Source organism: Tepidisphaeraceae bacterium, from assembly GCA_035998445.1.
In the GTDB taxonomy this organism is placed as follows: domain Bacteria; phylum Planctomycetota; class Phycisphaerae; order Tepidisphaerales; family Tepidisphaeraceae; genus DASYHQ01.
In genome coordinates this window covers 19,648-34,301 of record DASYHQ010000017.1, presented here as the reverse complement: position 1 = coordinate 34,301, position 14,654 = coordinate 19,648, and the positions used below count along the sequence as shown (strand labels likewise).

The window sequence follows — 14,654 nt, the reverse complement described above, 5'->3', positions numbered from 1 at the left end:
CCCATTCGTGTTCCTTCGTGTTCCTTCGTGCTCGTTCGTGGGCTATGTCTTCTACGGTCTTGCAAGCCGTCCGTAGGGCGGGATGAAGTGCCGCGAGCGGGCGGTGCCGCACGATTCAGGTGCCACTCGCATCTCGCAGCACCTCGGCGGAGAGGCGGTCGAGGTTCTGCTCGTTGGCGGGGACGATGATGGGTTCGAGCTTGCGGGCGAGGTCGGCGTCCTCCAGCGTCTGGGCCCACGCGACGGCGGTGCCGCCCGCGTCGGCGGTCAACCCGATCGTCAACCGAAACCGCGGCTGCAAGACGTGCTCGATGACGACCCGGCTTGGCGGTTCGACGTCGGCAAAGCGGTTCTCGTTCGGATAGCTGCGCCCGTCCGGCCCATGCATGACGAACGCCCACCGCCCGCCGGCGCGGAACTCGCAGACCTCGAACGTGTTGGTAAACCCGGCAGGGCCCCACCAGCGTGCCAGCCGTGCGGGATCGGCGATGGCCGCGAAGACCCGGTCGACGGTGGCGGGGATGTGGCGGGCGGTGGTGAAGGTGTGCATGGGGCATGGACCATTTGACGGTTTAGGACTTGTTCTCGACATCCGCGCGGTTCGACCCTGCGCCGGGAGCTACGCCGGACGCCCGCGGGTCCGTAGGGTGAGGATCAACCAGCAGGTCAGGCCCCACGCGAGGCTGTTGGCGAGCACGAAGGCGAACGGTGGGGTGCCGTCCGGCCACCAGAGTTCGCTGACGGGCAACATCAGCAGATCGATCATCCACTGGCCCGCCTGCTCCAGAAAAGGCGTGGCGGGCGGGGTATAAGGCGAGCGCGAAAATTGTGCCGCGACGGCATCGGCGATGCGATCCATCGACCGGTTGATGCACCACACCCACAGCGGAAACGCAACGGCAAAGTGCGCCGCGCCAACCAGCACCGGCGTCAGACGAACCCGCCTGCGACGAGCGGCCTCGTACTGCAGCGGAATGGCGTTGCCCATGTCCGGCATGTCGGTCCTGCTTCGGTTCTCGAGACGTACCGCGTGCGATTGTACTCGGCACAGGTTGGGGCACCAGCCCGTGCGGGCGGCGGCGATTACCGGGCATTCGTTGCTCACGGCGGCGGGCGCCTCGCGGTATGCTAAGGCGAAGGCGGGCAGGGGTGGTGGCGCGGCGTGGGACGGGAGCGAGCGTATGGAACTGTTCAAGAAGGCGACGCCGCCGCGCGTGGCGGCGCGGTTGAATGGGGATCCGGTGCTGCGGCCGTTCCGCGCGGCCCGGTGGGTCGCGCCGATCGCGCTGCTGGTGCCGCTGGGCATCGTTGCGGCGTGGATGGCGTGGGACGCGCGGGCGGAGCATCGGTTGCAGCAGGCAAGGGCGGCGCTGCCGCCGCGCGGCGCGGTGGCGGTGGAAGTTGCCGAACCAGTTCCCCCTGAGGACAACGCGGCCACGCTGCTGATCGAGGCGGGGAAGGTCCTGGATTTGAAGGCGTTCAGCGGCGTCTTCGCGAATTCTCCCGACTTCTACAATAGTGGGAACCCCACATTGTCAGCGGATCAGCTGGATCATATCCGCCGGCACCTCAACGCGAACGAGGCCCCGTTGCGCTTACTTCGACAAGCGACCACGCGCCCGGCACTGCAATGGCCGGTGGAGAGCGTGTATCAACCAGAGCCGGGGCAGGCGTTCGTTGACGTATACAACTTGGCGTACCTGCTCCGCTATGCCGCCGCAGACGCCGTGGCGAAGGGGGATGATGCGAGAGCCCGGCAAGACGCGTTGAACCTGTTGTTCTTGGCCCGCGCGTTCCGTTCCGATACCTCGGACCGGAGTGGGTATGCGGCGCAGTACTCGATGCAGATCGCCGAGCGTTTCATCGCGTCTGTTCCGTCCTTCCAATTGCCGGCGAAGCGAACGGCGGAGGGGGATGCGCTCGCCGACGTGCTGCGGACGATCCAGCGCTCGCTACTGACGGTTGAAAGTGATCGCACTCAATACCGAAAGAGCTTGATCCGTCACATGGACTCGTTGAAGGAGAAGGAACCGAACGCGGGGTGGCCGGGGCCCGACCCCATGGGGCCGGCGTCAACCTTCCTGACGCGGCCGGTGTGGCAGGGGCGGAAAGTCCGCGGGATCGAGATGACGCAGATCATCTTTGAGATGCTCGACCGCCCCGGGCCATTGCCGGTGCCGGTCGTCATCAAGCCGGCGGGGCTGGCGGGAGCACCGTCGCGAGTGTGGTGGCCACCGATCGCGCAGATCGAAAATTTCCCCACGTCGACTCTCAACAATTGGCTTCAGTTCGTGCGCCACGCCGCGGTGATGGGTGATAGCTCTCGCGGCCTGTTGAGCGCGCAGCTGGCGCTCCGGCTTTACCGATACGATCACGCCGGCGCGTTGCCAGAATCGTTGGAAGCGTTGATACCCGACTACCTGCCGGCCGTGCCGATCGATGCCCTGGACCCGGCGGGCGGGGCGATCCGGTATTCCGGGCCGACCACGCAGCCGTTCGTTTATTCGGTGGGCCCGAATGGGGCGGATGAGACGGCGTTGGGCCTGCTGAAGCCGGATGCGTCGTATCACGCGCGGCTGGATGCACCGGACTTCGTCTACATGATCGATGTGCCACCAGCGACGACCCAGCCCGCGTTGCCGGGGCGGTAGCGGTAAGGTCGCGCAAACAGGGTCCGGTCCGGCCGTGGCATGGGCGTCTCGCCCATGCTCGTGGTGAGGCCGGAAGGTGAAATTAAGATCAACGGCTTGGTCAGCGCGGCAGGCAATCAATCGGATTTCTCGTTCCAGTCCACAGGCATGGGCAAGACGCCCATGCCACGGGAAACGCGGCCGTGCTTTAGCTTGCCGCCCACATCAGCCACGCGAGTTGCACGCCGGCCCAGAGCGTGAAGGCGCCGATGAGCGTGCAGCCGATCCACATGGTGGGCAGGAGGATCGTCGTCAGCAACAGGCGGCCGGGGCCGGCGTTGAGCAGGAGGCCGGCGCACGTCGCCGCGCGCGACCACCACAGCAGAACGGTGCCGCCGGCCAAGGACAGGCTGATGGAGAGGAGGACGATCTCCCACGTATCGAAGCGCGAGTTCGTCCAGCCCGAGATGCCCAATGCGACCACGAAACTAACGGCGGCAATCACCGGCAGCCACGCGAGCGGGGCGCAGGTGTAGAGCGACAACGCGGTCGCGCGGGCATGGCGGACGGGGTCGCGCAGATCGAAGTAGAACGAGCGCGTGGCGAGGATGCCTAGGAGCAATCCCAGCATCGCGCCACCGGTGGCAAGCCAGAACGACCAGCGGTTCAGTAAGAGAACTTCCAAATCGTCGCGCAGATCCGAATTACGCAGAAAGCGATCGAGATCCCCCGCGTTCTCCGCCCACGCCAGCGCCACCAGCGCCAGCAGGCTGCCGCCCAGCAGCCAAGTGATGATCGCGAACGATCGGGCGCGGGACATGGAGACGGGCAGATCGAGGTAGGTCGTCAGTTGGTTCGGTTGGAACGACACGATCCAGACGGTCCGCCAGTAGGCCCGCACCGGGCTGGAGAGGGCGGGGGCTTCCCAAGGGATCAGGCGGTCGATCAGGATGTTCGGATCGAATATCTGCCCGCATTCGGGGCAGCGGCTGCCGGGGGTGGCGCGCAGGTCGTAGCGGCAGCGGCCGCAGAGCAGGGGGAGGTCGATCGGCTCGGTTATCATGGGTTCCCCTCGTTAGCGGCGCAGGCAGCGCATCACGTACCACGGCTGCCAGATCAGACAACGGCCGACGACGGCAATGATCGTGCCCAGGACGATGCCGTGCAAACCCAGGTTCAGGTAACGCACGAAGCAGTAGCTCAGGACCACGTTCACAACGCCCGCGAGCAGGGCGGCGATCGTGAAGGCTTTGACGCGGCCCATACCGAGCAGGATCGCCCGGCCGACGGCACTGCTGCCGCCGGCGACGGTGTGGATGAGCAGCAGGGGGAGGATGGCGCGGGTGGCGGGCGCGTCGTCGCCAAGCCAGAGGCGGAAGATCGTCGGTGATAAGGCCCAGACGAGCGCGGCGGCGACGATCAGCACAAGCGTGCTCGCCAGTGTGCCGCGGATGTAGTAGGTGCGCAGCAGCGTCGCATCGTTGCCGGCATGCGCCAGTGCCGCCCGCGGCAACAGCACGGCGGCCATGCCGGTCACCAGCAGGAGCAGGCCGGCGTCGATCTGAATGGCCGGCAAGTAAGCGGCGGCGGCGGTGGGGTCGAGCAGGCGGTTGATCAGGATGAAGTCGATCGGGGCGTAGAGGAAGTCCGCCAGTTGGGCCAGCGTGACGGCGCCGCCGAAGAGGAGCAGTGGCTTCATCGTCGCCAGCGAGACGGGGGCGCGGCGGGGCCACAGGCCGTTGGCGATGGCTGCGGCGGCGTATCGCGAGAGGAACAGCAGGATGCCACTGATCGCATAGCCGGAACCGACCGCGAAGACGCCGTTGCGCAGGCTTGCGCGCGTGTGCGACGCGTCGTTCCAGGCGATCGTCACCCAAGTCACCTCGGCGGCGATCAACAGCAGGTTGTCGAACGCCATCCACCCCTTCGCCTGCAACAGCGCCCCCGGCACGTCGCTGGCAAGTCGGGCGACCGTGCCAATGCCGATGCCAAACACCCACGCGGTGGCGACGGGCAGCCAGAAGGGGTCGATTTGCTGGTAGGCGGCTTGGAAACCGTCGGCGTACAGAAATACTGCGAATGACCCCACGATGGCGGCGATCATCGCGATCAGCAGGCCGTTGGCGTAAATTGTGGAGATGGGGTCCGCGGGGCGAATCCACGTCCACTCGCGCTTCGGTGGTGCGTAGTAGTCGAGCGTGGGCCGACTCGCCGGCGCCGGATCGACCCACGGCGCCGCAGGCTGCGGGTCATCAGTAGCGGGCTTATCACGAAGGCTGCCGGTCGACCGCACGACCGCGTGCGCCAGGTGGTGGATCATCGCCGGGCCGATGCCGAGGGTGACGTAGGCCAGCAGGCCGATGGTGGCGCGGATGAAGGCGAAGATCGCGACGAGCTCGTCGCCCCAGTAGCGGTAGAGCATCGCCGTGATGGCCGCCCAACTGCCGAGGCGGGCGATCGAGGCGCCGTAGGCGGTCAACAGGTCGAGCGTGAACGTGGAGCGGCGTGGGGTCATGGCGTGGTGCGTGACGACCGTTGGGCTGGCCGGTTGACCGCCCGGCATGGGTGCCACGGGTGGCTTGCCCGGCCGTGCGTTCCGTGCCATCTGAAGCACGGGTGGACAAGCCACCCGTGGCACCCGGCGAGCCTATTGCGTCACGGGGACGGTCGTCGCGCCGGGCGGGTTGGCGGTGGGGGTGGTGTTCTCGAAGAGGTACAGCAGCACGCCGATCACCAGCATCGCCACGCCCAACCACTGCCAGAAGTTCAGTTTCATGCGGCCTCCTCAGTAACCGGCAGCGTACGCGAAGTCCGCGGGGCATGCCATGACCAGTGAAAGCAAGTCCGCTCTCTCCCCCAGGGGCTCCGGCCGTGGCATGGGCGTCTCGCCCATGCACGTGATGAGGTCTCGAAGTACGATTTTTGGCAGCTGCGCGATCGAAGCAGCCAGCCACAAATGAAATCTCGGGATGAATTGAGATGCATGGGCGAGACGCCCATGCAACGGACGGAGGTCCGAGCGGGCTCGGTGATACGTCCGTCGCTCCTACGCCGCCATACGCACGTCGCGTGGTGGCTCGATCTTCATCGTCGCCGTTTCCTCGACCGCCGCGTCGGGCTTCACGCGGCGGATCATCATCGCGGTGACGAGCGTCAGCAGGACGGCGGTGATGTTGACGCGCCAGGACGCCGTCGACATCGGCATCGCCTGCCAGGCCGCCAGCGCCACCCAGGCCCAGGATAGCCGGCGGTCGCTGATCGACGTGGTCGCCTTCGCGTTCAAATCGCCAGCCAGCAGGGCGGCGGCGGTCGCCAGCAGGAGCAGGTCGTAATCCATGAAGTAGGGCATGACCAGCGGCATCGCACAGATGGCCGCCGCCAGCCAACGGCGGGCAGTGATGGGGTTGCTGGCGCGGTTCGCTGTCCATGCGGCTCGCGCCAGCCAGAGGCCGACGGCCGCCAGTGACGCCATCCATAATACTTTGACGGCCAGCCCCGTCGGGCCGGTCTCTGTGCCTTGAATCAGCATCCGCCAGAAGCTGTGCAACGTGACGTGGCGGTCCCAGTGGTAGTTCTGGCGTTCGTGCAAACGGTCGAGGATTGGTGGCATCTCCAGCAGAAACTGCCACGCCGCCCCGGGAATCACCCATTCCTGCACCGCCAGCAGCAGGGCGCCGGTGTAGATCGCGCCCAGCAGCACCCGGAACCCCACCACGACCGCCAGCGCTAAGATGGTGACGGCCGCCAGCTGCGGCTTAAACAGCAGCAGCCCCGCGACGGTGCCCGTGGCGTAGGCCAACCGTGCCCGGCCCGGTGATTCTGAAGCTTCGCGGGCGAGTGCGCGCATCGTCAGCACGAGCGCGCCAGCAAGAATCGCCAGCGACAACATCGTGTTCTGCTGGTGCGTCATCGTCCGCACGAACGGGAACGACGACACCACCAGCACCGGCACCAGCGCCTTCACCGCCAGTGGGCTGTTGGCCGGCAGCAGGCGGATCAACAGCGCGCAGCCGGCGATCGTTAAACAGAAGTTGATCGCGATCCAGACGCCCAGCGCTTGCGGATAGGGCAGCCCGGTCAACGGGGCGAACAGGAACGCGAAGAACGGCGGGTTCAGCCAGGCCGCCAGGCCACTGCTGGCCTCCGCGCCGGGGAAGTGGATTTCCCAGATCGCCCGCACCACCCGTGTGACCGCGTAGGGGTTGTAAATCTGGTCGCCCTGCCCCTCGCGCACCATCAACCCGGCGGCGAACGACGGTAGGAAATCGTTCCCGATCGTGCGTGGCCCGACGCGTTCCTGGCTTGGCATGAACTGCAACGTGACGAACGCCGTCACGACGAACAGCAATACGCCGCCGGCGATCTTCCAGAGCAACGGCACCATCGGACGGACTGGCCGGGCGGGCCACAGCGGGGATAACATCATGCAAACCAGATCGGGCGTTTTGAACAGATCAACTGATTCGATTCCGTTCGTTTGATTCTCGGACCTGAACGTGATGGAGGACCCGCACGATCACCCACATCCGCTTGCGGTTTCGCGGACGTACGCGCTCTGGGACTGCGAAGTCGCAAGCGAAAGGGGACGCTGGCAGGCATTGGAAGGGCATCACCTTGCCTGCCAAAGCCCTTTGCCCGACGATAGGAATCGAATGCTGATGCGCCTTACCCTCGTTGCCCGCTGCCTTGCGGTGTTCTTTCTACCGATCGTGGTGTTTGCCAGTCCGGCGCGGGCCGAGCCGGTGGTCTCGCTGATCACCTTTGGGCCGGGGGGGTTGACGTTCGAGAAATTCGGGCACACGGCGTTGCGCATCCGCGACGACTCGACCGGGCTCGACATCGCGTACAACTGGGGGTTGTTCGATTACGAGAACGAACTGGAACTGCTCACCCGCTTCGTCAACGGCCGGCTGGAGTATTGGATGGAGGGTTTCGATGGCCGGGGGACGGTCAACGCCTACGCCGCTGGCGACCGGACGGTCTGGGAGCAGGAATTGAACCTCACGCCGGCGCAGACGTTGGAGTTGATGCGGTTCCTGATGTGGAACGAACGGCCCGAGAACCGAGTCTACCGGTACGACTATTATCGCGACAACTGCACCACCCGCGTGCGCGACGCGATCGACAACGCCTTGGGCGACCAAATGGCGGCCCAGTTGAAGGGCGTGCCGACCGACAGCACCTACCGCTCCCACACCCGGCGGATCACTGCCCGTGATATACCCCTTTACACCGCGCTGCAAACCGTGCTGTCGGACTGGATCGATAAGCCCTTGGACGCGTGGGAAGAGACTTTCCTGCCGTTCGAACTACAACGGCACGTACGCAGCGTGATGGTGACCGACGCCGCCGGCAACCGCGTGCCGCTGGTGCGCAGCGAGGTGCAGATCGCCACCGGCAGCCGCCCAATGCCCGCGGCGACGGTGCCGACGTACTGGCCCGGTTACCTGATCGTGGGCGTGGTGGTAGGAACGCTGATGGCGCTGCTTTCCAAGCCCGCCCGTCGGTATCGCACCGCCGGTGCGATGTTGTTCCTGCTGGTGCTGCTGTGGTGCGGCATCGGGGGCATGGCCGGGTTCATCATGGCGTACGCGTGGGCGTTCACCGACCACATCGCTTCGTACGGCAACGAGAACTTGCTGCAGACGAATCCACTGCTCCTGGCGCTCATCCCTCTCACGCTGTTCGTGCTCTTCGGGCGCTTCCGCAAGGCCGCTTCCAGATTAGCGGTCTTCATCGCTGCGTTGGGCGTGATCGGGCTGGTGATGCAGGTGCTGCCGGTCTTCGATCAGGTGAACGCCGACGTCATCGCGCTGGCGTTGCCGATCAACCTCGGGCTCGCGGTGGCGCTCTATCGGCTACTGCCACAATGGCAACCGAACGCAGTGCAGAAGAATGATCCTGCCAGCCTGACAGTTGCGGCACCCGCTGCCGCACGCGTGTAAGTGCTTATCTAAACGCTAGATGTGCCGCATCTATGCTTCGGCATTGCGTTTGTTATGGCGAGTCTACCCGGCCGGGTGGAAGGTCTTAACCTTGCCGGGGCCCGTTCGACGTCTCAGATGGAAACGCTTTAAGAAGGAATTGAACCGATGGCCGCCAAGATGCTTCAGTTTGATGTGGAAGCCCGTAAGTCGTTGCTCGCCGGTGTGGAAAAGCTCGCCCGCGCGGTGAAGGTCACCCTTGGGCCGCGTGGCCGCAATGCCGTGATCGACAAGGGCTGGGGTAGCCCGACGATCACCAAGGACGGCGTGACCGTCGCCGAGGAAGTGGAACTGAAGGACAAGTACGAGAACATCGGCGCCAAGCTCGTGAAGGAGGCCGCCAGCAAGACCAGCGACGTCGCCGGTGACGGCACCACGACCGCGACCGTGCTCGCCGAGGCCATCTTCAAGGAAGGCTACCGCCACCTGACCAGCGGCGCCGACGCCAACGCGCTCGCCCGCGGCATCCGCAAGGCCGTCGACGTCGTGTCGGCCGACCTGAAGAAGCGCAGCAAGAAGATCAGCGGCAAGGAAGACATCGCCAACGTCGCCGCCATCAGTGCCAACAACGACCGCGAGATCGGCGCCATCATGGCCGACGCCATGGAGCGCGTGGGCAAGGACGGCGTCATCACCGTCGAAGAGGGCAAGAGCCTCAAGACCGAGATCGACGTCGTCGAAGGCATGCAGTTCGACCGCGGGTTCCTGTCGCCCAACTTCGTCACGAACCCCGACGAGATGATCGTCGAGTTCGACAAGGCGTTCATCCTCGTCTACGAGGACAAGATCAGCAGCGTCAACAAGCTGCTGCCGCTGCTGGAAAAGATTCAGAAGACCAAGCGCCCGCTGCTGATCATCGCTGAGGACATCGAAGGGGAAGCCCTTGCGACCCTCGTGGTGAACAAGCTGCGCGGCATCCTGAACATCGCCGCCGTGAAGGCCCCGGGCTACGGCGACCGCCGCAAGGCGATGTTGGAAGACATCGCCGTGCTGACCGGTGGCCGGGCGATCATGAAGGACCTCGGCGTCGAACTGGACAAGGTCGAGATCACCGACCTCGGCCAGGCCAAGAAGCTGACGGTCGACAACGACAACACCACGATCATCGAAGGCGCCGGCGAGAGCGATGCCATCCAGGGCCGCATCGCCCAGATCCGCAACGAGATCAATATCACCACCAGCGACTACGACCGCGAGAAGCTGCAGGAGCGCCTGGCGAAGCTGGCCGGTGGCGTGGCCCAGGTGAATGTGGGCGCTGCGACGGAAGCGGAGCTGAAGGAGAAGAAGGCCCGCATCGAAGACGCGCTGCACGCGACCCGCGCCGCCGTCGAAGAGGGCGTGCTGCCGGGTGGTGGCGTGGCCCTCATCCGCAGCCTGAAGGCCCTCAACCTGCAACTGGAAGGTGACGAGGCCACCGGCGTGAAGATCGTGCGCCAGGCCATCACCGCCCCCCTGCGTCAGATCGCCGAGAACGCCGGTGAGAGCGGCGCGGTCGTCGTTCGCCGGGTGATGGAAGGCAAGGACAACGAAGGCTACAACGCCCTGACCGGCGAGTACGTCGACATGATCAAGGCCGGCATCCTGACCCCCACCAAGGTCGAACGCACCGCCCTGCAGAACGCCGCCGAGGTGGCGATCCTGCTGCTGACCACCGACTGCATCATCGTCGAGCAACCCAAAAAGGGTGGCGGCGGTGATCATGACCACGGTGGTGGCATGGGCGGCGGCATGGGTGGTATGGGCGGCATGGGTGGCATGGACGGGATGATGTAAGGTGACGTTTTCCGGTGGAGGATTCGATGCTGAAAACCGTTGAGGCCATCATCGATGAACACGGCAACGTCACGTTGGCCGAGCCGATCGAGCTGACGCGAAGGTCGCGGGCGCTGTTGACCATCCTCGACGAGTCGGCAGCGGTCGACGACGTGACGCGGATGAGCGAGAGCGGGCTGCGGGATTGGCTGCGGCCGGAAGAGGACGAGGCATGGGCGCACTTGCAACCGGCGCGGTAGTCGTGCTGCCGTTCCCGTTCAGCGATCTGTCGGCGTCGAAGCGGCGGCCGGCAGTCGTGCTGGCTTCGGCGCAGAATGGTGACTGGATCTGTTGCATGGTCACCAGCAACGCGTACGCCGATCCCACGGCCATCACGTTGGCATCAGGTGATTTGGCCACGGGCTCGCTGAGCCGGGTCAGTTATGCGAGACCGTCACGATTGTTCACGGCACACGAGTCGCTTTTGAACGACGTCGGGCGACTGACGGAACCGAAATTAAATGAAGTGCGAGACGCGGTGGTCCGCGTGATCCGTCCGTAATTTCATTCGAGTGATTGACAGCAGACCGGCGGGACGAGTCCCGCCCTACAGACAAAAGAAGAGGAACTGAATTATGGCAACGAAATTGAAGCCCCTTGGGGATCGCGTGATCGTGAAGCAGTCGGAAGCGGAGACGAAGACCAAGAGCGGCATCCTGCTGCCCGACAGTGCCAAGGAAAAGCCCACGCAGGGCAAGGTGATCGCAAAGGGCCCCGGCAAGCGTGACGACAACGGCAAGCTGCATGAGGTGGGCGTGAAGGAAGGCGAGACCATCTACTACGGCAAGTACAGCGGCACCGACGTCGAGGTCGACGGCCAGAAGTACGTCATCCTGCGCGAGAGCGACATCCTCGGCGTGCTTGAGTAAGACTCAACGCAGAGGCGCAGAGGACGGAACGCAGAGAAAAAGAAAAATGAACCCCAGTCGGATGTAGAGCAACGGCCCGGTTGATCGGCGAGAAGCATCGGTTTGTTTCTCTCCGCGTCCTCCGGGTTCCACCCTCTGCGCCTCTGCGGTGAACCCTTCCGGAGATTTCCATGGCATCGAAGCAACTGAAATTTGAAACGGACGCCCGCGCGGAACTGTTCGCGGGCATGTCGCAGCTGGCACGGGCGGTCAAGGCGACGCTCGGGCCGCGTGGGAAGAACGTCGTGTTGCAGAAGTCGTTCGGCTCGCCGCGCATCACCAAGGACGGCGTCAGCGTCGCCAAGGAGATCGAGCTGCCGCAACCGTTTGAGAACATGGGCGCCAAGCTAGTCGGCTCCGTCGCCAGCAAGACCGGTGACGTCGCCGGTGACGGCACCACCACCGCCACGGTGCTGGCCGAGGCGATCATGAAGGAAGGCCTGAAGTACGTGACGGCCGGCGCGGTGAACCCCGTCGTCGTGCAGCGCGGCATCCTGAAGGCCACCGAGGTCGCCGTCGAGGCGATTCAGGCGATGGCTAAGAAGGTCAAGGGTCGCGACGATTACAAGCGCGTCGCCACCGTCAGCGCCAATGGCGACGAGCACATCGGTGAGCTGCTGGCCGAGGCGATGGAGAAGGTCGGCAAGGAAGGCGTGATCACGGTCGACGAGGGCAAGGGCACCGAGAGCGTGCTCGAGTACACCGAGGGCATGCAGTTCGACAAGGGCTACCTCAGCCCGTACTTCCTCACGAACCCCACGACGCTGCAGGCCGTGCTGGAGAACGCTTACGTGCTGCTGCACGAGAAGAAGATCAGCAACCTGCAGGAACTGCTGCCGCTGCTGAACAAGATCGCGACCGGCGGCAAGCCGCTGCTGATCATCGCCGAAGACGTGGACGCCGAGGCGCTGGCGGCTTTGGTCGTCAACAAGCTGCGCGGCATCCTGAACGTGTGCGCCGTGAAGGCCCCCGGTTTCGGTGATCGCCGCAAGGCCATCATGGGCGACCTGGCGGTCGTCACCGGTGGCAAGTTCATCAGCGAAGACCTCGGGCTGAAGCTCGAGAACGTCGAGCTGGACGATCTGGGCACCGCCAAGCGCATCGTCGTCGACAAAGAGAACACCCTGGTCGTCGAGGGCGGCGGTTCCAGGAAGGAGATCAACGCCCGCTCGGAACAGATCCGCTTGCAGATCGAGAAGACCACCAGCGACTACGACAAGGAAAAGCTTCAGGAGCGCCTGGCGAAGCTGACCGGTGGCGTGGCGGTCATCAAGGCCGGCGCCGCGACCGAGACCGAGATGAAGGAACGCAAGGACCTCATCGACGACGCGCTGCACGCCGTGAAGGCGTCGGCCGTCGATGGCATCGTGCCCGGCGGTGGCGTGGCCTACCTGCGTGCGATCGAAGCCATCGAAGGCGGCCGCAGCCGCGCCAAGGGTGACGAGCGCATCGGCTTCGACATCCTCGCCGAGGCTTTGCGTGCCCCTGCCCGCCAGATCGCCGACAACGCCGGTGAAGACGGTGAAGTGGTGGTCGCCCAGGTGCTGGAGAACAAGAACGCCGCCTACGGCTACAACGCCGCGACGGACGAGTACGGCGACATGTTCAAGTTCGGCATCATCGACCCGGCCAAGGTCAGCAAGACCGCCCTCCAGAACGCCGCTAGCATCGCCGCCTTGGCGCTGACGACGGACGTGCTGATCACGGAAGTGAAGGAGAAGAAGGACGAGACCAGCAACCTCGTCGCCGGCGCGGTGTCGTAGGGGCGCTGCAGGGCCAGTACTCGGTGTAACTTGTTTAGCCGCGAGCTTGCTCGCGGTTCGACACGGCACGAGGAATAATCGCGAGCAAGCTCGCGGCTAAACGGGCCCGGAAAATCCAATCACCGCCACTGCGGAGGCACGAGGATATTTGTATAGTCCGCGTGTCTCCGCAGTGTTTGGTGAATGAGTGGACAACGGCGCGTGCTTCGGTCTCTTTCTCGGTAAGCCGGAAGAGAAAACGGACGAACTCTCTGAGAGTAACTGAATGGCTGTAACGAAACGCGATTACTACGAGGTCCTCTCCGTCGAGCGCACCGTTGACGGCGAGGAGATCAAGCGCGCCTATCGCCGGCTAGCGATGAAGTATCACCCCGACCGCAACCAGGGCGACGCCGAGGCCGAGTTGAAGTTCAAGGAGTGCGCCGAGGCGTACGAGGTGCTGAGCGACCCGGCCAAGCGCCAGCGGTACGACCAGTTCGGGCACCAGGGCGTCGGTGGGCAGCACGACTTCTCGCACATGGACGCCGGCGACATCTTCTCGATGTTCGACGACATCTTTGGTGGCGCGTTCGGCGGGCGCGGGGGTGGCCGGGGTGGCGGTGGCGGACGCACCGGCAACGGCCGCGGCTTTGACCTGGAAACGCAGGTCGAGCTCACGCTGGCCGAAGTCGCCAGCGGCGTCGAAAAGACGATAGAATTCGAAAAGCAGGATACCTGCGACACCTGCAAGGGCAGCGGCGCCAAGCCGGGCACGTCGCCGGTCGCCTGCAGCACGTGCGGCGGGCAGGGGCGCGTCGCGCAACAGGGCTTTGGCGGCATGTTCCGCATGGTTACCGCCTGCCCGACGTGCCGTGGACGCGGCAGCATCGTGAAAGACAAGTGCAGCGGTTGCGCCGGCACCGGGCGCCAGCAGAAGAAGCGCGTCGTAACGGTGAAGATTCCCGCCGGCGTGCACGAAGGGCAGGCCGTCCGCATCGCCGGCGAAGGTGAGGCCGGTGAGAACGGCGCCCCAGCCGGCGATCTGCACTGCTACATCGCGATCAAGCCGCACCCGATGTTCACGCGGCACAACAACGACCTCGTCTGCCAAGTGCCCATCAGCTTCACGCAGGCCGCGCTCGGTGGCGAGATCGAGGTGCCGACGCTGAAGGGCCGCGAACTGCTGGACGTGCCCGCCGGCGCGCAGCATGGCGAGGTATACAAGCTGAAGGGCCGTGGCCTGCCCGATTTGCGCAGCGGGCGCGCCGGGGACGAACTGGTACAAGTGCTGATCGAGATCCCGCGCAAGCTGACCGAGAAGCAAAAGCAATTGCTCCGCGACTTCGCCGCCACCGAAGACGGCGCCGAGGTGGGTCCGCAGCGCAAGGGATTTCTAGATAAGCTGAAGGACGTGTTCAGCGGTGAGTGAGCCAGACGAGACTGCCGCGGAGTTGAGCGTGCTGAAACGCGAAACGGAAGAATGCATGGTCTGGCGCAAGTTGTCATCCCGATGGGAGGCTTGCCGACCTGAGGGATCTCGATCGTCCAAGCGATTCTCGTGATTTTTGAGATCCCTCC

At 64.9% G+C, this 14,654-nt stretch carries 14 protein-coding genes; 8 read left to right on the top strand and 6 right to left on the bottom strand.

Features of this window, described 5'->3' with window-relative positions:
• Positions 1-115 precede the first annotated feature (115 nt).
• Positions 116-550: an SRPBCC domain-containing protein gene (locus tag VGN72_05620; GenBank protein HEV7298825.1), complete on the bottom strand. Its 435-nt coding sequence runs from the start codon at positions 548-550 to the stop codon at positions 116-118.
• A gap of 69 nt (positions 551-619) precedes the next feature.
• On the bottom strand, positions 620-997 hold the full coding sequence (locus VGN72_05615; GenBank protein ID HEV7298824.1) for a hypothetical protein: 378 nt from the start codon (positions 995-997) through the stop codon (positions 620-622).
• A 55-nt stretch (positions 998-1,052) separates the two neighbouring features.
• Here VGN72_05615 and VGN72_05610 point away from each other — a divergent pair, with 55 nt between their 5' ends.
• A complete protein-coding gene (locus tag VGN72_05610) occupies positions 1,053-2,651 on the top strand; it encodes a hypothetical protein (protein HEV7298823.1) in 1,599 nt (532 codons plus the stop codon).
• Positions 2,652-2,838: 187 nt separating this feature from the next.
• Here VGN72_05610 and VGN72_05605 read toward each other — a convergent pair whose 3' ends face one another.
• The 4 genes from VGN72_05605 to VGN72_05590 form a co-directional block, all read right to left on the bottom strand.
• Positions 2,839-3,693, bottom strand: coding sequence for a hypothetical protein (locus tag VGN72_05605; GenBank protein ID HEV7298822.1), 855 nt, complete (start codon positions 3,691-3,693; stop codon positions 2,839-2,841).
• Between the two features lie 12 nt (positions 3,694-3,705).
• A complete protein-coding gene (locus VGN72_05600) occupies positions 3,706-5,235 on the bottom strand; it encodes an MATE family efflux transporter (protein ID HEV7298821.1) in 1,530 nt (509 codons plus the stop codon).
• A 42-nt stretch (positions 5,236-5,277) separates the two neighbouring features.
• Positions 5,278-5,406: a hypothetical protein gene (locus tag VGN72_05595; protein HEV7298820.1), complete on the bottom strand. Its 129-nt coding sequence runs from the start codon at positions 5,404-5,406 to the stop codon at positions 5,278-5,280.
• 270 nt (positions 5,407-5,676) lie between these two features.
• A complete protein-coding gene (locus VGN72_05590) occupies positions 5,677-7,056 on the bottom strand; it encodes a glycosyltransferase family 87 protein (GenBank protein ID HEV7298819.1) in 1,380 nt (459 codons plus the stop codon).
• A gap of 232 nt (positions 7,057-7,288) precedes the next feature.
• Between VGN72_05590 and VGN72_05585 the strand changes: the two genes are divergently transcribed.
• From VGN72_05585 to dnaJ, 7 genes are all read left to right on the top strand, one after another.
• On the top strand, positions 7,289-8,575 hold the full coding sequence (locus VGN72_05585; GenBank protein ID HEV7298818.1) for a DUF4105 domain-containing protein: 1,287 nt from the start codon (positions 7,289-7,291) through the stop codon (positions 8,573-8,575).
• 147 nt (positions 8,576-8,722) lie between these two features.
• A complete protein-coding gene (groL, locus tag VGN72_05580; GenBank protein ID HEV7298817.1) occupies positions 8,723-10,387 on the top strand; it encodes a chaperonin GroEL in 1,665 nt (554 codons plus the stop codon).
• Positions 10,388-10,413: 26 nt separating this feature from the next.
• A complete protein-coding gene (locus VGN72_05575) occupies positions 10,414-10,626 on the top strand; it encodes a hypothetical protein (GenBank protein HEV7298816.1) in 213 nt (70 codons plus the stop codon).
• Positions 10,599-10,928 (top strand): type II toxin-antitoxin system PemK/MazF family toxin, encoded by a 330-nt coding sequence (locus VGN72_05570; protein HEV7298815.1) that lies wholly within the window; start codon positions 10,599-10,601, stop codon positions 10,926-10,928. Before VGN72_05575 ends, VGN72_05570 begins: the two co-directional genes overlap by 28 nt.
• Positions 10,929-11,001: 73 nt before the next feature.
• Positions 11,002-11,295: a co-chaperone GroES gene (gene groES, locus VGN72_05565; GenBank protein ID HEV7298814.1), complete on the top strand. Its 294-nt coding sequence runs from the start codon at positions 11,002-11,004 to the stop codon at positions 11,293-11,295.
• Between the two features lie 170 nt (positions 11,296-11,465).
• Positions 11,466-13,097 (top strand): chaperonin GroEL, encoded by a 1,632-nt coding sequence (gene groL / locus VGN72_05560; protein ID HEV7298813.1) that lies wholly within the window; start codon positions 11,466-11,468, stop codon positions 13,095-13,097.
• Positions 13,098-13,362: 265 nt separating this feature from the next.
• Positions 13,363-14,505 (top strand): molecular chaperone DnaJ, encoded by a 1,143-nt coding sequence (gene dnaJ / locus VGN72_05555; protein ID HEV7298812.1) that lies wholly within the window; start codon positions 13,363-13,365, stop codon positions 14,503-14,505.
• Positions 14,506-14,654 lie beyond the last annotated feature (149 nt).

What these genes read in the sequence shown, in the direction of transcription:
- VGN72_05620 (HEV7298825.1), bottom strand. Translation starts at nt 550, where the DNA reads ATGCACACCTTCACCACCGCCCGCCACATCCCCGCCACCGTCGACCGG.
- VGN72_05615 (HEV7298824.1), bottom strand. Translation starts at nt 997, where the DNA reads ATGCCGGACATGGGCAACGCCATTCCGCTGCAGTACGAGGCCGCTCGT.
- VGN72_05605 (HEV7298822.1), bottom strand. Translation starts at nt 3,693, where the DNA reads ATGATAACCGAGCCGATCGACCTCCCCCTGCTCTGCGGCCGCTGCCGC.
- VGN72_05600 (HEV7298821.1), bottom strand. Translation starts at nt 5,235, where the DNA reads ATGGCACGGAACGCACGGCCGGGCAAGCCACCCGTGGCACCCATGCCG.
- VGN72_05595 (HEV7298820.1), bottom strand. Translation starts at nt 5,406, where the DNA reads ATGAAACTGAACTTCTGGCAGTGGTTGGGCGTGGCGATGCTGGTGATC.
- VGN72_05590 (HEV7298819.1), bottom strand. Translation starts at nt 7,056, where the DNA reads ATGATGTTATCCCCGCTGTGGCCCGCCCGGCCAGTCCGTCCGATGGTG.
- VGN72_05585 (HEV7298818.1), top strand. Translation starts at nt 7,289, where the DNA reads ATGCGCCTTACCCTCGTTGCCCGCTGCCTTGCGGTGTTCTTTCTACCG.
- groL (HEV7298817.1), top strand. Translation starts at nt 8,723, where the DNA reads ATGGCCGCCAAGATGCTTCAGTTTGATGTGGAAGCCCGTAAGTCGTTG.
- VGN72_05575 (HEV7298816.1), top strand. Translation starts at nt 10,414, where the DNA reads ATGCTGAAAACCGTTGAGGCCATCATCGATGAACACGGCAACGTCACG.
- VGN72_05570 (HEV7298815.1), top strand. Translation starts at nt 10,599, where the DNA reads ATGGGCGCACTTGCAACCGGCGCGGTAGTCGTGCTGCCGTTCCCGTTC.
- groES (HEV7298814.1), top strand. Translation starts at nt 11,002, where the DNA reads ATGGCAACGAAATTGAAGCCCCTTGGGGATCGCGTGATCGTGAAGCAG.
- groL (HEV7298813.1), top strand. Translation starts at nt 11,466, where the DNA reads ATGGCATCGAAGCAACTGAAATTTGAAACGGACGCCCGCGCGGAACTG.
- dnaJ (HEV7298812.1), top strand. Translation starts at nt 13,363, where the DNA reads ATGGCTGTAACGAAACGCGATTACTACGAGGTCCTCTCCGTCGAGCGC.